Origin of the sequence: Thiomicrorhabdus sp., from assembly GCF_041583835.1 — a bacterium.
GTDB lineage: Bacteria > Pseudomonadota > Gammaproteobacteria > Thiomicrospirales > Thiomicrospiraceae > Thiomicrorhabdus.
Map to the genome: position 1 here is coordinate 205140 of NZ_JBFHFC010000002.1, position 19225 is coordinate 224364.

General features: G+C 49.4%; 17 protein-coding genes. 6 read left to right on the forward strand and 11 right to left on the reverse strand.

Features of this window, described 5'->3' with window-relative positions; genetic code table 11:
- Positions 1-34 precede the first annotated feature (34 nt).
- The 5 genes from ABY044_RS02095 (at position 35) to ABY044_RS02115 (ending at position 4273) form a co-directional block, all read left to right on the forward strand.
- Positions 35-979: a YihY family inner membrane protein gene (locus ABY044_RS02095; RefSeq protein WP_373017646.1), complete on the forward strand. Its 945-nt coding sequence runs from the start codon at positions 35-37 to the stop codon at positions 977-979.
- Positions 976-1965 (forward strand): FecCD family ABC transporter permease, encoded by a 990-nt coding sequence (locus ABY044_RS02100; RefSeq protein ID WP_373017648.1) that lies wholly within the window; start codon positions 976-978, stop codon positions 1963-1965. The genes ABY044_RS02095 and ABY044_RS02100 overlap by 4 nt, the downstream gene beginning before the upstream one ends.
- Positions 1962-2804 (forward strand): ATP-binding cassette domain-containing protein, encoded by an 843-nt coding sequence (locus ABY044_RS02105; protein WP_373017650.1) that lies wholly within the window; start codon positions 1962-1964, stop codon positions 2802-2804. The genes ABY044_RS02100 and ABY044_RS02105 overlap by 4 nt, the downstream gene beginning before the upstream one ends.
- 102 nt (positions 2805-2906) lie before the next feature.
- Entirely contained in the window at positions 2907-3422 is a 516-nt protein-coding gene (locus ABY044_RS02110; RefSeq protein WP_373017652.1) for a sigma-70 family RNA polymerase sigma factor, read from the forward strand.
- Positions 3423-3433: 11 nt separating this feature from the next.
- On the forward strand, positions 3434-4273 hold the full coding sequence (locus tag ABY044_RS02115) for a DUF3379 family protein (protein ID WP_373017654.1): 840 nt from the start codon (positions 3434-3436) through the stop codon (positions 4271-4273).
- A 59-nt stretch (positions 4274-4332) separates the two neighbouring features.
- Here the strand turns inward: ABY044_RS02115 and ABY044_RS02120 are convergent, their stop codons facing one another.
- Positions 4333-4803: a hypothetical protein gene (locus tag ABY044_RS02120; protein WP_373017656.1), complete on the reverse strand. Its 471-nt coding sequence runs from the start codon at positions 4801-4803 to the stop codon at positions 4333-4335.
- A gap of 221 nt (positions 4804-5024) precedes the next feature.
- The gene (locus ABY044_RS02125; RefSeq protein ID WP_373017658.1) at positions 5025-7727 is read right to left on the reverse strand and encodes a GNAT family N-acetyltransferase; all 2703 of its coding nucleotides are present in this window, start codon (positions 7725-7727) and stop codon (positions 5025-5027) included.
- Between the two features lie 29 nt (positions 7728-7756).
- On the opposite strand from ABY044_RS02125, the gene ABY044_RS02130 reads away from it, so the two are divergent.
- On the forward strand, positions 7757-8683 hold the full coding sequence (locus tag ABY044_RS02130; protein ID WP_373017660.1) for a histone deacetylase family protein: 927 nt from the start codon (positions 7757-7759) through the stop codon (positions 8681-8683).
- Between the two features lie 81 nt (positions 8684-8764).
- On the opposite strand, the gene ABY044_RS02135 is transcribed toward ABY044_RS02130, so the two are convergent.
- The 9 genes from ABY044_RS02135 to ABY044_RS02175 form a co-directional block, all read right to left on the reverse strand.
- Positions 8765-9931: an HprK-related kinase B gene (locus ABY044_RS02135; protein WP_373017662.1), complete on the reverse strand. Its 1167-nt coding sequence runs from the start codon at positions 9929-9931 to the stop codon at positions 8765-8767.
- 4 nt (positions 9932-9935) lie between these two features.
- Positions 9936-10844 (reverse strand): GAK system ATP-grasp enzyme, encoded by a 909-nt coding sequence (locus ABY044_RS02140; RefSeq protein WP_373017664.1) that lies wholly within the window; start codon positions 10842-10844, stop codon positions 9936-9938.
- Complete coding sequence (locus ABY044_RS02145; RefSeq protein WP_373017666.1) at positions 10837-12486, reverse strand: phosphotransferase; 1650 nt, start codon at positions 12484-12486, stop codon at positions 10837-10839. Before ABY044_RS02145 ends, ABY044_RS02140 begins: the two co-directional genes overlap by 8 nt.
- Positions 12487-12497: 11 nt before the next feature.
- Positions 12498-12800: an amphi-Trp domain-containing protein gene (locus ABY044_RS02150; protein WP_373017668.1), complete on the reverse strand. Its 303-nt coding sequence runs from the start codon at positions 12798-12800 to the stop codon at positions 12498-12500.
- A 154-nt stretch (positions 12801-12954) separates the two neighbouring features.
- The gene (locus tag ABY044_RS02155) at positions 12955-14166 is read right to left on the reverse strand and encodes a metallophosphoesterase family protein (protein ID WP_373017670.1); all 1212 of its coding nucleotides are present in this window, start codon (positions 14164-14166) and stop codon (positions 12955-12957) included.
- Between the two features lie 11 nt (positions 14167-14177).
- Positions 14178-14897, reverse strand: coding sequence for a histidine phosphatase family protein (locus ABY044_RS02160; RefSeq protein WP_373017672.1), 720 nt, complete (start codon positions 14895-14897; stop codon positions 14178-14180).
- Positions 14898-15066: 169 nt separating this feature from the next.
- Positions 15067-16200: a class Ia ribonucleoside-diphosphate reductase subunit beta gene (gene nrdB, locus ABY044_RS02165; RefSeq protein ID WP_373017674.1), complete on the reverse strand. Its 1134-nt coding sequence runs from the start codon at positions 16198-16200 to the stop codon at positions 15067-15069.
- Positions 16201-16467: 267 nt separating this feature from the next.
- Complete coding sequence (locus tag ABY044_RS02170; protein ID WP_373017676.1) at positions 16468-18420, reverse strand: ATP-binding cassette domain-containing protein; 1953 nt, start codon at positions 18418-18420, stop codon at positions 16468-16470.
- Positions 18421-18491: 71 nt separating this feature from the next.
- Entirely contained in the window at positions 18492-19214 is a 723-nt protein-coding gene (locus ABY044_RS02175) for a spermidine synthase (RefSeq protein ID WP_373017678.1), read from the reverse strand.
- Positions 19215-19225 lie beyond the last annotated feature (11 nt).

A 19225-nucleotide genomic window follows, 5' to 3' on the forward strand; every position in this document is an offset into this window, starting at 1 on the left:
TTTAACAATCAATTTATCAAATTTCGAAACGATTATGGCAAGCACAAAAAAAAATATGGAAACGGCGATCTGGCACTGGATGTTCTGGAAGCGTGTGGTCATTTATTTCCTGCAACGCAAAGGAACGGATGCCGTCGGTATTCTCGCATACACCTCGCTATTAGGGATTGTGCCGATGCTGGCCGTGATGCTGAGTTTGTTTTCGGTCTCATCTTATTTCGCCGATTTTGAATCGTTGGTGATGGATCAGGTGGTGCATAATCTGATGCCGTCTTCGCAACCTGTAATCGAATCCTACCTGGTGACCTTCTCTCAGCAGGCCGTGAATCTGAAAGGGCCGGGGATTGCCGTGATGTTGGTTACCACCATCATGCTGTTGTGGAAAGTCGACGATAAGTTGAACGGTTTGTGGCCGGAAGGCCGCAGAAGACGTTGGTGGGTGAGTTTGTTGCATTATTTGGGGGTGAGTCTACTCGGTCCGATCCTGTTAGGCCTCAGTCTGTTAACCAGTTCTTATCTATTAGCCCTGCCTTTGTTGAGCGATGCCTACCCTTTTCTGGAAAAACTGACTTTCGGAATCAGTCTGTTACCGTTTTTATTTTCTTTACTCGGATTTGCGGCTTTGTATAAATTCGTGCCTCGTCATAAGGTCAGCGGCAAGGCGGCGATGATCGGCGGTTTGTTCGCCACCTTGCAGTTGGAGTTTCTGAAAAGCGGGTTCTCTCTGTACGTGCAGTGGTTCCCATCCTACAGTGTGATTTACGGTGCTTTCGCCGCCGTGCCTCTGTTCCTGCTCTGGCTGTATGTGATGTGGTTTATCGTGATCTGGAACGGCGTCGTTGTGGCGGTTTTGAATAAACGTTATGTGTCTGGCGACGAAGATACGGAAGCCAAACCAAAGCTTGAAAAATTGCCGGCTCAAGACGGAGAAACGGTTGCGGAAGTTCGAGAAGCCAAAGCGGCGGAGTCGACTGGATGAGGAATACGCGTTCCTTATGGATATTATCGACGGCGTTGTTATTGGCGGCGGGTTTGAGTTTGCAGTCGGGCAGTGTGGTTTTGGATTGGCAGGATATCTGGACAGGCCTTTCAGAACGACAAAGTCTGGTGGTCTGGGAAATTCGTCTACCTCGCATTGTGATGGCGGCTCTGGTTGGAGCCGGTTTGGCCGTGGCCGGGGTGAGTCTACAGGCTCTGTTTCGTAATCCGCTGGCCGAACCCGGACTGATTGGGGTTTCCAGTAGTGCGGCCTTGGGGGCGGTATTGGTGATAGTGCTCGGCGGCGTACTTTGGGGAGAGGTTCAGAGCTGGCAGATGAGTCTGGCGGCGTTTGTGATGGCCGCAGCCGCGACGGTAGTGATCTATTTGATTGCAACCCGTAAAGGGCATACCGATGTGGCGCTGATGCTGCTGGCCGGTGTGGCGATCAATGCAGTGGCCGGCGCTTTGACCGGATTGTTGATTACGGTTTCCAGCGATGTGCAATTGCGTTCGGTGATGTTCTGGATGATGGGCTCTTTTTCCGGTGTTTCCTGGCAAGGCGTGAGTTTGATGGGCGTTGTCGGTTTGATTGTACTGGCGCGTCTGTTGAGTCTGAGCCGGGCTTTGAATGCCTTGCTGCTCGGCGAGCAGAACTGCTTGCATATGGGATATGCCTTGCAGTCGCTCAAATGGCAGATTATGGGACTGAGCGCGGTTTTGGTCGGTATTTCTGTCTCCTTGGTCGGCGTGATCGGCTTTGTCGGTTTGATGGTGCCGCATATGGTGCGTTTGTGGGTCGGACCGGATCATCGAATGTTGATTCCTTTAAGCGCTCTGGGTGGGGCGGTTCTGTTGGTTTTGGCCGATTGGTTGGCTAAATCGATGATGCAGCCGGCTGAACTGCCGATTGGATTGTTGATGGCGCTGTTAGGCGGTCCTTTCTTTTTGATGATGTTGTTGAAGCGACGAGGAGTGGGGTTGTGAAAGGTTCCTCTGCTCAGGTTTCGTCGGATTTTAAACACGATATCGTTTTCAGCGATTTGAATTATGCAATCGACGGTAAATCCCTGCTCGAGGATGTATCCGGACGTTTTGAAGGCGGCCGGGTACATTCGATTCTAGGCCAGAACGGTGCGGGTAAATCCTCTTTGTTGCGCTGTCTGACTAAAGAGTGGCATCCCATCAGCGGCGACATTCGTTTTAACGGACAAACTCTACAGGATCAGAGTTACCGCGAACTGGCATTGAAACGTTCGGTGCTGCCGCAAAATCAGGAGTTGGCGTTTTCTTTTCAAGTTGAACAGTTGGTAATGTTGGGGTTCGACGCCCAAGGTTTGGCATTGAATGAATGCGCAACTCAACTGGATGACGTGCTTGAAGCGTGCGACATTCGTCATTTGGCGCAACGCGACTATCTGACCTTATCCGGGGGCGAACAAAAACGCGCTCAATTGGCGCGCGTATTGGCGCAGATCTGGCCTCAGAACAGCCTTGCCGACGATGCTTTTACGGGCAAATGGCTGTTTTTAGACGAATGGTCGGATGGTTTGGATTTAAAACATCAAGTTTGTTTAGGGCAGTTGTTGAGACAATGGAGTCGACAAGGTCTGGGTGTGGTGATGATTTTGCACGACTTGAACCAGATCATGCAATGGGCGGATCAATGCCTGTTACTGAAGGCGGGGCAGGTTCATTCTCAGGGTGACGTGTCCACCGTGATGACGCCCGCCAATATCGAAGCGGTATTGGGGGTGAAAGTGGGCATCTGGCAACCGCAGGGCAGTGCAGTGCCGATGTTGTTTCCCCTGCAAGGCCAACGCTGAAACATTTCTTTTTGCATTACTTTTGCCCGCTTGGAAAGTTTTTCGGCGGTTTGCGGTCTTATTCGTAAGTGGTTTTTTAAATAGGAAGATGCCGACGTCGTTATGGAAAACAAACACCGATTTTTTGAACAGTTGGTCAATGCCTACAGCAGCGATTTGTATCGCTATGCTTATTGGTTGTGCAAGCAGCCGACTGTAGCGGAAGACTTGGTGCAAGAGACGTTTTCCCGTGCCTGGAAGTCTTTGGACAAGCTACATGACGAAAAAGCCGCGAAAGCTTGGCTGATTACGATTCTGCGCAATGAAAACGCTCGGCTATACGAAAAGTTCCAACCGCAATGGGTGGAGATTGAAGAGAGTCTGGCTTCCGACGACGGGCGTAACGAACCCTCGTTGAGTTTAGAACAGCACCAACTTCACCAAGCCATCATGTCGTTACCCGAAGATTATAAAGAGCCGTTGATTTTGCAGATTCTTTGGGGATTCAGCGGCGAAGAAATCGCCGAACAGCTCGATTTGAAATTAGCTACGGTCAATACCCGACTGTTTCGGGCTCGACACCAATTGAAAGAAATATTGAATGCGCACGCCAATAGCCCTTCTAAACAGATTTCATGAAAGGTTAGAAAATGAATGAATTAGAATTTCGAAAAAAACTGTTGCAAAATCCCCAGGTTCTTGACGATGAGATGGTGGCGTTAGTTAATCGACAGCCTGAATATAAGGCGTTGATCAAGCAATACCGTGATTTGGATCAGGCGGTGCATGAGGTTTTGAAAACAGAGATTCCGGAAGGGTTGCGAGCCCGTATTCTATTGAATGAAAGCTATCGTGAGATCGCCGATGCGGCGGTGCAGGAATCGGAATTCGACAGTACTCTGGATTCGGCCGGAGAGTTGGATGTCCCTTGTTCGGCACAACCCTCCAAGCAGGCCGGTTTGATTGCCTGGCTATCGAGAGAACATTTTTCCAAACTCAGTTCGGGTTCAAGATTCGCAGCGGGTCTATTGGTTGCGGTTATGTTTCTGGGACTGTGGCAAGTGCAGCATTTGTATTATCAACGGTCGATTACCGGTGAGGAAATGGTGGCGCATATTCTCGATCATATGGAGGAAGACCCCAGTTTGATGTTGGCTCAAAATCCACCGCATTCCCCGAAAGAATTACAGGCGTTATTCACTACCGTGGGAGCGACCTTACAGCAACCGCTGGAGTCGATGAGTTATGCCGGAGAGTGTGTGATTGAAGGCCGAAAAGGGCTGCATATCGTGATGCAGGATAAAGACGGTCCGGTTACCGTCATTGTAATGCCCGGACAGCAATTGGCTGCCATGGAGGCATTTAAAAGCGGCGGTTATACCGGCGAATTGATTCCGGTCAAAGGCGGTATGGTGGCGATTGTCGGCAATAATATGCAACAACTTGCATTGGCTCAACTCCGTTTCTTCGGCGCGGTCAAATTTGCATGAGTGACCGCTGCTAGAAAGATTGTCAGCAGTACTTTGATCTAGGCGTAATCGTTGTTCTCTCAGTTTTTATTCGCTTTGATTTCAGTGTTGATGCTGAGTTTTTGATAAAGCCCCAGCGCGACCAGTGCGAGAATCGAGGTGGAAAACAGCAGGGCAGGGTAAAGTAACAGACGCAAATCTGTAATCCCGGCTTTAAATATATAGACCAGCCCTTCCAGCCCAATGGCAATGATAAGAATCGTGATGATTTTAGTCAAAGTCTTGCGAGCTTCTTCGGGTGAACGTAGTTCCCTTTCCCTGAATAACTCTTCTTCCGCTAAATATTTGGCGACGTCGATGATGGCGATTGCGACGATGGTTGCCCCGATGGCTTGAAGCATGTTCCTGATCATGGTTTCTTTGGAAGAGAAATCGATGACGATCTCCCAGATCGAGTGCAGCATTAAAATCAATGCAATGCCGAACAGCATTAAGATGGCGATGAAATAAAGTACGTTTCCAAAAATGGAAAACATTTTTTTAAGTAACATAATTAAACACTCCGGCTCAATTTCAAAGTGATATTGACCAACCTAATACGATATTTGGTTTAGGGTGGGAGGGGGCATTGTGTTTAAGATTTTATTGTCAATGCGCTTAAGGTTTAAGACTACATTATGAAGTGCATAATGCAAGTTGCAACATGTGTTGCAACTTTTTAAACTCAACAGGCCTGTTGAGTTTTCCCGAGCTTCAATCTAAGAATCGGTTCTCAGTGAGAAAAGGTTTCCACAAGGTTGAGCGAAATCGACATGACCTGCGGATCGTCCATCAGCGGTTTCACTTTGAATCCGAAACTTTTCGCCAGGGTCAGCATGCCTTGGTTCTCCGTTAACACTTCACCTTCCATCTGGCGTAATCCTTTGGATTTGGCATGTTGTATCAAACTTTTCAGTAATAAAGCCCCCACACCTTGGTGTTGGTAATCGTCGCGAACGACAATTGCCATTTCACAAGAAAGCCCGTCCGGGTTGGTCGTGTAGCGTGTCACCGCAATTTCAACAGTTTCATGTCGATCGTTTTCAGTGGTCGCGATGAATGCCATTTCACGGTCGTAATCGATCTGGGTGAAGCGCGACAACATTTCCGGCGTCAGAGTCTGCATATTATTCATAAAGCGTAAGTAACGACTGCGCTTGGAGAGGTTGTTGACAAAATCGACTTCCATTTTGGCGTCTTCCGGACGGATCGGACGAATCGTCAATTCCAGACCGGTCTGGGTTTGAACGTGTTTGATCAATTCCGACGGATAAGGGTGAATCGCCATGTGCTGATAAGGCGCTTGGTGTGAAGGCGGGTTTTCCACACGAATACGTGCATCCACCGCCATCACGCCGGTTTCATCGGCAAACAGCGGGTTGATATCCAGTTCGATGATTTCAGGCAGTTGCGACACCATATCGGAGATGCGCAGCAAAACGTCGACAATCGCCGGTTGGTTCACCGCCGGCAACCCGCGGAAACTGCCGAGCATTTTGGCGACTTTAGTCTGTGAAATCATTTTATTGGCAATGTATTCGTTCAACGGCGGCAGCGCGATGGTTCTATCCTGCAAGACTTCCACTGCGGTGCCGCCACTGCCGAAGGTAATGGCAGGACCGAATACCGGATCTCGGGTTACGCCAACCAGTAATTCTCTGGCGTGCGTTGATCGGTACATGGGTTCGACGTTGACGCCGAGAATTTTAGCGTCCGGCTGTAACTCTTGAACGTGTTCGATCATGCGGGTGAATTCGTGACGCACCTCTTGAACCGAACGGATATTGAGTTTGACGCCGCCGCTGTCGGATTTGTGGGTTAGATCCGGAGAGTTGATTTTCAAGCTGACCGGGAAGCCTAGCGACTCGGCGGCGACCATCGCCTGATTGGCACCGGTCGCTTCAATGGACGGCGTAATCGGTATGCCGAAAGCATGCATGACGGCACGGGTTTCAGTACTGCTTAATAGGGTTCTGTGTTCGGACAGTGCCGCTTCGATGATCAGACGGGCGCCGCTGGCATCGGATTGATCGCATGCCTGGTCCGCACTTGCCGGAGTCTGCATCAACAGTTGTTGGTTTTGATGGTAGGCCGATAGAAATGCAAAGGCTTCCACGGCGGCTTCCGGAGTTCTGAAAGTCGGAATTTGATGGGTGCGGAACTGGGTTCTGGCTTCATTGACCAAGGTTTCTCCCAACCACGCAGTGAAAATCGGTTTGCACTTAGGGGTGTTTTTCGCAAACTGAATCACCGATTCGGCAATGGCGGTCGGATCGGTCATCGCCTGAGGCGTTAACAGCACTAAGATGCCGTCGTACAGTTCATCGTTTTGGCAAACTTCCAAAGCTTGAGCGTAGCGTTCGCCGGTAGCATCTCCGAGAATATCGACCGGATTACCGTGCGACCAGTGTTTCGGCAAAAACTCGTTCATGGATTTGAGGCTTTGCTCGCTTGGCTGCGGCAGTTGAATGCCCAGTTCGGCAGCGCGGTCTGTTGCCATAACGCCCGGCCCGCCTCCGTTGGTGATGATGGCCAGACGGTTTTTCTTCAACTGGATGTTGTCCGACAGGGTCTTGGCGGCGGCAAACAGCTGGGAGATGGTTTGTACGCGGATGGCGCCGGCACGGGCGATGGCTGAATTGAAAACGTCGTCGCCGCCAATCAGTGCGCCGGTATGCGATACCGCAGCCCGGTTACCTTCAGGCATACGTCCGGACTTGAGCAGAATGACCGGTTTCATGCGGGCGGCGGCTTTCAGGCCGCTGATAAAGCCGCGTGCATTGGCGATGCCTTCGATATAGAGCAGAATACTGTGGGTTTTTGCATCGCTGGCTAGAAAATCGAGAATCTCGCCGAAGTCGATATCGGCGGCATCGCCGGTGGAAATGACCTGGGAGAAGCCGACGTCGTTCGCTTCCGCCCAATCCAGTACCGCCGTACATAACGCACCGGATTGGGAGACCAGCGCTAAGTTCCCGGATTTGGCTTGGTTTTTACTAAAGGTTGCGTTCAAGCCGATTTCAGGACGAAGAATGCCTAAACAGTTCGGCCCCAACAGGCGCATGCCGTAAGCGTGGGCGGTGGCGGCAATTTGCTGTTGGAGACGTTTGCCCGATTCGTCTTCAAACCCGGCGGACAGAATTACCGCATTGGCGACGCCTTTTTCTCCACAAGCCTGAATGATCGAAGCGATGGTGTGTGCCGGTGTGGCGATCACCGCCAGTTCGGGTGCTTCGGGCAATTCCGCAATATTTGGATAGCACGCTTGATTTTGTACGGTGTCGTGTTTAGGATTGATGGGGTAAAGCTTGCCCTTATAGCCGGCTTTAAGCAGGTTTTGCAAGGCGTTCGCACCGACCGATTCGGGACGGTCGCTGGCACCGAAAACGGCGACACTGCTTGGTTTGAACAATTTGGACAAATAATGCGGACCCATATCAATCACCTTATTTGGAGAATGGTTTGATGAATCTTTATATTACTCATTCTCTATGTCTTTTGCATGACAATGGAAGTTACCATCCTGAAATGCCCGAACGAGTCAGTCGAATTCAGGATCAATTGATCAGCACTCAATTATTCGATTGGTTTTTGCACGCCCAGTCGCGTGCCGCCGGCGATGACGAGATTGCTCTGGTGCATGATCCGAGACTGGCGCCTCAGCTGGAAGCCGCATTGCCGGAAGAAGGCGTGCGCGAGATCGGCGAGGATATCTTTTTGAGTCCCGGTTCCATGAAAGCGGCGAGACATGCGGTCGGTGCGGTTCTCGACGGGGTAGATGCCGTTGAGGAAGGCCGAGCCAAGCGGGTGTTTTGTAACGTTCGTCCGCCGGGACATCACGCCGAATACGACGAACCGAAAGGGTTTTGTCTGTTTAATAACGTTGCGATCGGTGCCGCTTACGCTTTACAAAAATACGGCTACGAACGGGTAGCGATTGTCGATTTTGACGTCCATCACGGTAATGGTACTGAATCCTATGTCCGTCGAGAGCCGAGGGTGTGGTTCGGTTCCAGTTTCGAACATCCGTTGTATCCGCATAGCGATCCGGTTTCCGATCTGCCGAATATGGTAAAGATTCCTCTGGCTAAGTTCAGCGATAGCGAAGTGTTTCGCGAGCAGTGGCTGACGCATGGTTTTCCGGCATTGAAGGCCTTCAAGCCGCAGTTGATATTGGTGTCGGCCGGATTTGACGGCCACTTTCTGGATCCGATGGCGAATTTGCGTCTGCACGAAAACGATTATCGGTGGATTACCCGCGAGATTGTTGCGATTGCCGACGAGTTTGCCGACGGTAAAGTGGTTTCGGTTTTGGAAGGGGGATATGATTTGGCGGCATTAAGCATGAGTGCAGCCGAGCATATTAAAGAGTTGTTCGGCTTAAACGCCTGATTGAACGTTTCATTTCGAAACCGAACGGATCCGTTCGGTTTGTATTTCCGTTTTATTTAAATGGTTTCGATTAAAGCGGGATTAGATCCGAGGCAGTTGTTGCAAGACCAGTTGTTTGGCTGCATCGAAATCGATATTTCCGGTGATTTCGTATACTTGGCAATGCGTCAATAATGACAGGTATTCTGTCGCTTCCGGTTGGACTCCGTTAACCAAAAATCCATTTGCGTCTTTTGCATAAAAAGGGCCGGGCGTTTTCATGATGGCCGGTAACAGATCGTGTCTGGTGTTGATGTCCACTTGGTGCAATTGAGTCGGCTGTTGGGATTGTGCCTGCCAGTTGAGAATAAACAAGGCATGCATCGGCGTTTCGGCACGGTAGCAGTCTGCATGATAGAGCTGATCGACGGGGGCGTCGTATTTTTGTTCCAACGCCCGCAAGGATTCGCTCGGCATCGCCAAGAAATCCTTGCGTTCTTGTTCGCTGATCAAACCGTGTAATCGGGGATTATGTACGATCGTACCCGGATTGATGCGCGGCTGTTTCGGAATGCCTCGCATCGTCAGGGATTTATCCGGTGTCATCTTCATCAGCAAACGGTCGTTGCTGACGAAGTGTTGGCCGTCTTCAAGAAGGTGGAGCATCAACGTCGATTTCCCGCCGCCGGAAAGTCCGGCAAACGCCAAGCCTTTACCGTCGATCTGCATTGCCGAAGCGTGTCCCAACAGCCACTGATGGCGCAGATGATGGTTAAGATACTGGGTGAGGATGAAGTTGATAATCTGGCTGCTGCATGTTTCTGCCGGACCGAACGCCTTCGGGCTAAGAAATTCGTCCGTATCGTCGGTAAGGGGCGCGGGTTGCAGAAACAGCATGCCGGTTTTGACTTTAAAAAGAAGGCGAACCGGATGGCCGTGAAAATCGGTGTCCGCAATGGCATCTTTACGTCCGGTTTTTCCGGGTTCTCGCCGCCAATCGATCCAAGTGGTTTGCTGAATGCTTTGCTGAAGGGATTCGGTTTGGTAAACGCAAACAGTCTGTGCGCTTGGCAGCGGCTCGGCATTCTCGGCGACCGTGGTGCATAAACCGATAAAATAATCCGCCAGTATTTTTAGCAGAGTATCTGAATTGCTGTGGATACGAATCGGATAGTCCGTCAGGTTAAGTTGCAGAGCTTGCGGTTGCATCGACTCTTCGGTACAAAGCTGTAGCGCCTGATCGAGTAGAGGGTGGTCGGACAAATGCATGGAATTAATTTGTTAACTGCAATTGTCGGATGACATAGTCGGCATATTGCGCAGCCATGTTCAATCCAAGTCCGTCTTGCGCTCCCTTGAACCCGCCGAAAGCGGAAACTTCGAAGCAGACCGGCCCTTGATCGGTCTCTGCTATGTCGACCGTGGTATAACTCAGATTGAATTGATCTTGAGCCTTGCGTGCTATTTCGATGATTTCGTCGCTGGGATTCACTTTGGCGTATTTACCGCCGGAATGAATTGTTGTGTTCCAACTTTCGCCGTTGCCGATTCGGGCGTATGCCCCTTTGTACTCGCCACCGAGAAAGATCAATCCCATGTCGTGACCCGGTAGATTGAGTTTCTTCTGGATATAGAAGAACTTGTGGATGGCGAAGTAGTCGCGTAATTGTTGTTTGAGTTTCTTTTCCGGCGTTTTGCTGGACAGCACTTCCATGCCGCGGGCTTTGGTTGAAAACAGTGGTTTCAGTATGACTTCGCCGAATTTATGCACCGCTTGGAAAGCGGCATCCAAATCTTCGGTGATGGTGGTTTCCGGCATCGGAATTTTCGCCTTGGCCAGAGATACGGTGCAGCTCATGCGGTCGACCAGGCGGATGATTTCCGCAGGGTTGGAGAAAATTTGTACACCGCAGCATTCCACGAAACGCAGGATTTCCAATCGGTCCAAGACCATCGGAGAGTAGGTCTGGGAAATCTTTTTGATGATAATGGCATCGAACTGGCAGAGGGTGTGTTCTTTATAACGTACTTCGGGAACGGACAGGTCGGCAACCACATCCTCAATGTCAATCACGCAGCGGAAGCCAGTGCGGGCTTCGATTTCGTCGGCAAGGACTTCGGTTGACCATTTGCCGGGGATGCCGACAACGCCGATTTTCAATTCCGATAACGGTTTACTCACGGAAGATTTCCTTTGAAACTCGATAAGTTGAATACTGTTTAGGTTTAAGTTGAAGCACTTGTTGCAACAGATAACGGCCGCGATAGTGCATGGATTTGGCATGTTCCGTATCCAGAACAAAACGGGTTGAGCTTAAGTAGGAGCGAGCCAGCCCCAACGCCATTCTCAAATGGTAGGTTTCGTCGTTGACCTGTTCCGCGTAGCGTTCGCCGAACTCGTAAACGCCTTGCATCGTCAGGGCGATCAGTTTACGGACGTCCGGATCGAAGTTCAGTAGACGGTAGTTGGAAACCATGAAAACCGACAAGTCCTGCACGTAATCGGAGTATTCCGAACGGTGCAGGTCAATGAAGCTGATTTGCTTTTCAAGCGGATCGTAAATGATGTTGTCGACGTTGAAGTCGCCGTGAATATAGACGCTTTTCGGTGGCTTTAAATTGGATTCAAGGCGCATAGCTTCTTTGATGAGAGATTCCAAAGAGACCTGTTCGACGTCTCCGACTTTAAAACCGCTGAGATCGAAATCAGGATGGACGCGGTAAATGTCGTTAAGACGTTTTTTGAGCTGTCCCATGAAGTTGGCCGAGTAACGTTCTTTGACCTGGGTCTCTTCCCAGATTTCCAGCAACAGGGAAAACAGTTTGTTTAGACCTTGTTCAAGGTTGTCGCGGTCGAGATTGCGAATGAAATAATCAAATGTTTCGCCGGTCAGGTATTCATACAATAAGGCGGCTTTATTGCCGCTCTTGTGATAGGAATAGACTTTGGGTGCAATGCCCGGGAATTTTTTGTTCCAGCTTTCGATGCCTTTTTTCTCTTCCAGAAGTTTTTGTTTTTTTCCTTCCTTGAAGATGGCCAATAGTTCGTCGTCAGTCGGATCGTTGCTGCTGGAGACGCCGGAAATGGTACAGCCCGATTTGGTTTCCGCAATGCTGGTAATGGAAAAATGCGGCGCATTCGGATCGAGATCAAGGGCGCTGAGGGTTTCCGTCAACGAGTGGTAGCGTTCCAGCTTGATGCTTTGACCGAGGTTGGCGGAGAGGATCGCTTCGCCGATACGCAGCAAAGCTTCACCGAGTTGGTTGATGTCTTTGGTAATGAAACTGGCGTCCAGCAATGCTTTGGTCTGCTGGCCTCTCTTAAGGCGGAATTGATATTTTTCCAGCTGTTCCTGGCAGAGTTTGGCGATGCGAAGTTGCAGACGGCAGATGTCGACGGCGGCCTGCGACGTTTCCAATAAGATGGCCGGTTCGATCAGTTCCAAGCCGGTTCTCAACGTATCCAAGGCTTTGAACAGGTTCGGTTTTTGAATCAGTTTCAAACTGCCTAAATTCAAGGCTTGGTAAGCGATGGTTTCCAGTTGGCGCGAAAGTTCTTTGAGGCTGTGCGCCAGGTGTTGGTAACTTTGAGCCAGAATCTGGGATTCGCCGTTTTCGCTATACAGAGGCTGGTTGACCAGGTAATCGGTGGTGCGGTTGAGTAGGCTAAGTTGATAGTTGTCGATGTAGTCGACCCGCCCCAGGCTTTTTTCGGCTTGTTCTTTTTCTCCGGTTTCCAGAAACAGTTCAACCCCTTGAAGTTGTTTATGGACTTCAATGATCAGGAATCGTAATGAATCGAAAAGCTCTGCCGGTGCATTCATGTGATTAGCAATCAATCCGATTTTTGGGCGTCGATGAATAAAGGCGTATCGTCAAATTCGGAGTCCGTATCGGACGAAGACCAGCTAAATTTAATGGTCAAACTTTGCGACTTTTTGCTTTTATTGGCTTTGATTTTTAACTGCGCCAAGGTTTCCGGCGTCAGGGTCAGTTCATCTTCATCGTCGGATAAGACAATCTCGCCTTTTTTAAAGCCACGCATGACGGCTTTCAGATAATTTGCGATCGCGTCTTTATCTTGTAAAGACTCGTGTACGAACTCTTGAGTTTTCTTAGCCATAATCAATGAACTCATTTGTCTCAGATAAGATGATTAGTATAACGCGAATGTATGGCTAATTTAGAGCAAACTCGAACCAAAACCATGAAAAATTTGTGACAAGTAAAAGACACTCTTAGTTATGGTTTCACCATGAAATAACGGGGATCGCTTTGCTTCAAAATGTCGCTTACGCCTTTTTTAAATGTTTGGGGTGGAACATCTTGGCTTTCGGAATGTCGCTGCTCATCGCCGAGACCAGTCCGTTGGCATAGAAGATCGTGCTGGAATAACCAAGCGTTGAGATCTTATTTTTCTTGCGACAGTTCTCGTTAAGTTGGGTGTCGCATTCGAAGTTTAAAATGCCGTTGCGAATGAAAAGCTGTTGGCCGTTTTTGTGGCTGCGGTGGCCGTTTACCAGAGCGTAGATTCCTATTTTCTTGAGGATTTGTGTGCCTTGGGAGGTCAATGGCTTGTCGGAATCCCGGTACTTGGTGCGGAAGACGTTGCCGAATTCGCTGTAATAGATTTCGAAAAGTTCGCCCTGCTGTAGTTTTTTCTGGAAAGTTCGGTTAATTCGTTCCAGTGGCTGTTGCGATAATTGATGGGCAATCGCATCATCCAAACCGGCATGACAGAACAGGTAGCTGCCGGAACGGTGCAGCAGTTTCAATTCCTTGAAGAACCAGTTATAAATGCCGCCGTCCTCGATGAACAGTTCTCTCGCCTTTTGAACCGCCTGATAAACCTGGGGCAAATTCAATCCGTGTTTTTGGCAGGCTTCAAGAAAATCCTGCTGTTTGAATTGAATCTGTTTGACCTCTTTTTTGATTTTGTCTTCCGACATGAAAGCACCGGCGATTTCCGGAAAGCGTTCAAACCATTCCTTGTTCGGAAACAGCTGCTGAATAATCTGTGATTCGCTCAGTTGCGGTTCGGGCAGATGTAAACAGTAGGTCTGATGGATTTCCGCAAACAGTGCGGCGGTTTTGCGTCCCATGCGTGTGAAAAAGTGGCTCTGATGCGGATTGTTTTTGAAATCCAGGGCCAATAGACCCGCATAGACACGAATGTCGTGGTTTCCTGCAAGCAGGACAAGATCGGCTTGTTGTTCGCGTAACAGACCGATTAAATCGAAAAGATCGAGGTTGCTCGGTCCTTTATCGAAACAGTCTCCGCCGATCACAATTTGCGCATGCTGTCCTTGGGTCGTAAGTTGCACCTGGTTCAAGTCGCTGTCGGCAGTTACCAGAAAGCTGGCTTGCAAGGAGCGTAGAAAAGCACCGGCATCGGCGTGCAGGTCGCAGAAGAAATAGATGTCTTTATCCGGAAACTGCCATTGGTTAATCGGTAGGTGAACGGTTTCGTTGGTTGTCCAAGGAACGATGTCTGCGGTATACATATCGGTTGCCTTTAATCCAGTGATTCTTCAAGATGTTGCAGGTTTAAGGGTTGGCGAATCTTCCATTCGCCGGCGACTTTTCGCCAAGCCGGTTTTTCGTTCGGATGGTATTCGAAGAACACCGGTACGCCGTAAAACATCGATAGGCCGTGTATTTCTTCTAGTTCGAGAACGCCAAGCAGATGGGCGGCGTGACGGAAGCTGGCGCCGTGCCCCACCATGATTTTCAACGTGTTTTGTTCGGCCTTGTCGGCCAGTGCGCTAAAAGTTTGGGTGATTTCATCCGCAACCCTTTGTCCGGCTTGCATCAGCGATTCAGCGCCATCGAAAGGTAATTGGTAATGGCTATCGGATTTCCAGTTTTTCGGTGGAGAGGGATAGCGCGGATCGGCTTCTAATATGGCTTCGATTTCGTCGATCGTCAGGTTGGCAACGGCACCGACGGAACGTTCGGCTAATTTGGAAGTCTGGTTAATTTGATAAGATATTTGCAGCCCTTGAGCAATATAGTCCGCCGTTTGCCAAGCACGTAAAAGGGTCGAGCTGGTGACGGTCGGGTCGATTTTACAATCGTTGTCTTCGGCAAACTGTTGGATGCGTATTGCAGACTCAAATGCCTGTTCGCAGCCGAATTTGGTTAAACCATAAGGCTGTAAGGCACTGGGTACCTGATGTTTTTGTTGATACTCGCCGTGACGGACAAAAGCGAGATAAAGGCGCTGCTGTTTCATTCGGCCTATGGTAAATAGGCAACTTTAAAGACTTGTGATGAATAAATGACAGTTTTTTAACAAGAATCTGGAAAGTGGAAGCGGAAGGGGCAATAAAAAAGCCCGCTGAAACACAATGTCGTTTCAGCGGGCTTTTCCATTTACCATGTGTAATGGTGTGATTTAATCTTTACAGTGAGAAATCGCTGAAGTCATCGCTGTCTACTTTAGAATCGACCTGTCCGACCAGGTAAGAGCTGATTTCCGATTCTTGCGGTGCAACCTGAACATTGTCGCTGACCAACCAGTTGTTCATCCAAGGAAGCGGGTTACTCTTGCTTTCGAAGATCGGTTCCAGTTTGATCGCTTTTAGGCGTACATTCGTGATGTATTCGACATAGTCTTTAAGGATGCTGGCGTTCAAACCGATCATTGAGCCGTTTTTGAATAGGTAGTCGGCCCATTGTTTTTCCTGTTCCGCCGCTTGACGGAAAATATCGTAAGTGGTTTCCAATTGTTCTTTGGCGATTTCGGCCATTTCCGGGTCGTCTTTGCCTTCGGCCATCAGCGTAATCATGTTTTGCGTTCCGGAAAGGTGCAAAGCTTCATCGCGGGCGATCAGCTTGATGACCTTGGCATTCCCTTCCATCAATGAACGTTCCGCGAACGAGAAGCTGCATGCGAACGACACGTAAAAACGGATAGCTTCAAGTACGTTGACGGAAACGATGGTCAGGTACATGGCGGTTTTGATCTTTTTACGGAATTCATGGTCTTTTTCAAGATCGATCTGGTTGGCGTACATGTGATTGGTCAGGGCGATCAGTTCGTCGTAATATTCGGTTACGCTGACGGCGCGTTTCACAATCTCTTCATTGGTGACGATGTCGTCGAAAACAATGGACGGGTCGGCGACGATGTTACGAATGATGTGGGTGTACGAACGGCTGTGGATGGTTTCCGAAAACGCCCAGGTTTCGATCCAGGTTTCCAATTCAGGGATGGAGACCAACGGAAGCAGGGCGACGTTAGGGGAACGGCCTTGTACCGAATCCAGTAGGGTTTGGTATTTCAGGTTACTGATGAAAATGTGCTGTTCGTTCGCCGGTAGGTCGGCGTATTCCGTACGGTCGCTGGATAGATCAACTTCTTCCGGACGCCAGAAGAAGCTAAGCTGCTTTTCGATTAACTTTTCAAAAAATGGATATTTTTGCTGATCGTAACGCGCTACGTTCACATTTTGTCCAAAAAACATCGGCTCCTTGAGTGCGTTATTTTGTGAGCGACAAAAAGTTGAGTAGGTGTGTTGGTCTTTACAGCTCATATATGCGTTTCCTGAATGAATTAAACAACTAATCGGGCTATTTTATACATAAACCTTTGAAACGAAAACCTTTAAATGGCACACAAAGTAGGCATTTTTTTGAAACCGGCGCGAACATCCGTAAACGGCTGTTAATGAGCGTGTTTGTTGTTTAAATGAGGTTTATTGAGGGCGGTTTTGAATCAATTTTTGAATGTGATTTGGAGGGAGAAGGCGATGCCGATGACGGTTTGCCCGTCATCGGTAGCGTGTTTCCGAAATGAAAAATCAGGCGTCACCCATGACCGTGGCTTCAAGCGTTTCCCAACGTTCGAAAGCGGATTCCAGTTCGGCTTCCTTGTCTGCCAGTTGCTTGAGCGTTTCCTGTACCTTGGCTTCATCCTGTTGATAGAAATCGGGTTGGTTCATGGTTTCGCTCAACGCTTCCAATGCCTGTTCCAATTCTTCAATCAAGCCAGGCAGCGCGTCGTATTCGCGCTGGTCTTTGTAGCTGAGTTTTTTCGGTTTTGGTTGGCTGGCCGTCTTGCCTGCATTGGTTTCGGAAGGCGTGTCGGTTTTTTCTGCCGTTGTAGCGGCAGCTTTTTCGGCTGACTTTTCTTTGTCCGCCGCAGTCAGGTGCGAAAAGTCCGGACGCTGACGAAGCCAGTCGTCGTAGCCGCCGACGTATTCATTGACGATGCCGGGTGCATCGAACACGATCGAACTGGTGACCACATTGTTGAGGAACGCACGGTCGTGGCTGACGATAATGACGGTACCTTTATAGTCCAGCAATAGTTCTTCAAGCAGTTCAAGGGTTTCGACGTCCAAATCGTTGGTCGGTTCATCCAGTACCAGCAGGTTGGACGGTTTTGCGAACACGCGTGCTAAAAGCAGACGGTTGCGTTCTCCACCCGATAGTGCACTGACCGGTTGGCGTGCGCGATCCGGAGTGAATAGGAAGTCGCCAAGATAACCGATGATGTGTTTGCGCACGCCGTTGATCTCGACGTAATCGCTTTCTTCAATCACACTTTCGGCGACGGTTTTATTTGGATCGAGTTGGGCGCGATGTTGGTCGAAATAAGCGATGTCGATATTGGTACCGATCTTGACCGTTCCGTGGGTCGGTTGCAACTTGCCTAAAATCAGCGCCAGTAACGTCGATTTACCACAGCCGTTTTCCCCGATGATCCCCACTTTGTCGCCACGCATGATCGTGCTGGTGAAATCGGTGACGATAATGCGATCCGCATAGTCGAAGCTAAGGTCTTTAATTTCGATAACCTGTTTACCGGAGGTGACTGCCGTATTGAGCTGCAAGTTGGCTTTACCTTGTTGGCTGCGACGCGCACTGTGTTCGGAACGCAGTTTTTCCAAGGCACGCACTCGACCTTCGTTACGGGTACGGCGCGCTTTGATTCCTTGACGAATCCAAGCTTCTTCCTGAGCCAGTTTTTTGTCGAATTCGGCGTTTTGTTTGGCTTCGGCTTCCAGTTGTTCGGCTTTACGTTGTAGGTAAGTGTGGTAATCGCATTCCCAGTTTGACAATTTGCCGCGATCCAATTCAACGATACGGGTCGCCAAAGCTTGCAGGAAAGCACGGTCGTGGGTGATGAATACCAAGCTGCAGCGGATGGTCTTCAGGAATCCTTCCAGCCATTGAATCGAAGGAATGTCCAAATGGTTGGTCGGTTCGTCCAATAATAAAATATCCGGTTCTTGAACCAGTGCTTTGGCAAGGAGAACGCGACGCTTCATACCACCGGACAGGTTGGAAAATTCCGCTTCGCCGGGCAAGCCCAGTTTGGAAATGATGGTTTCAACCCGTTGCTTGAGTTCCCAACCGTTCTGATTGTCGATCTGCTGCTGGACTTCGGTGAATTCGTTCATCAATTCTTCGGAATAATCGGTTTCCATTTGCATGCTGATCTGATGAAAACGTTCGATTAACGGTCCGGCGTTACCTAAGCCGCTGGAGATGACATGAAACACGCTGCCGGTGGTGTCGTGCGGCACTTCCTGTTGCAGCTTGGCGATTTTAAGGCCGTCTTGCAGAATGCGGCTGCCGCTGTCTGCTTGAATTTCACCTTCAATGACTTTTAACAGGGTCGATTTACCTTCGCCGTTACGCCCGACGATACAGACGCGCTCGTTGGATTCGATTTGCAGGCTGGCCTGATTCAGCAGAGGTGCGGAACCAAAACTTAAGGTGATGTCTCGTAAAAAAAGCAGTGCCATGGAAATCCTTTTTGGCTTCGTTAACGAAGGGTTGAATATGAATTTGTGAATTATAAACGCTGCGGGGATTTTTAGCAGTTTTGTTCAACAGCTAGAATCAAGTTGTCGCTGGAATTGATGTTGTAGCGGTTTTGGCGCAACCCTTTATGTTCGGCAACGATGTTTTGCCAGTGGTTCAAAACTTGTCCGCTCTCTTTGGTCGGGGAGGGTTTGCTTTGAGCGCCGTTTTCGTTCTGCTTATTCCACAAATTAAAAATCAGCAGGCCTGGTGAACTGATCTGCTTCAGCAGGTTTTGTTGAAAATCGATTTCGCTGAATTCGACCGGAATGCCGTGGCTGTCAAACAGGTCGACAATCACCGCATCGTAGGCAAAGTCGTTTTCAGCGACAAATTCCAACGCATCGCCTTGCAGGGTTTCAATTTCCGGTTCGTCGGGCAGTTGAAAAAAGCGGTAAGCGCAGTCAATTACCGCCTGGCGAATTTCCACCACGGTCATTTGCAGGTTGGGCAGAGTGTGGTACAGATGGTGCGCCATGCTGCCCCCGCCCAGCCCAAGCATGAGTACGCGGAACGGTCGTTCGGAATGGTTGAAGGGTGGTGTGTCGGCAAATTTGAGAATCAGATCGATGATTTTCTGCTGATATTCGAAATTTAAAGTCATCGGCGCATTCAGATAGAAGCAGCTTTGCTCAACCGGCGAATCGAAATAGAGTTTACGGGTGGATCGATTCTCGACGACTTTGATCGAGCCGAATTCGTCCTCTGTGCTGAAAATGGTGAAGCCGTTATACATGGGTTTCGTCG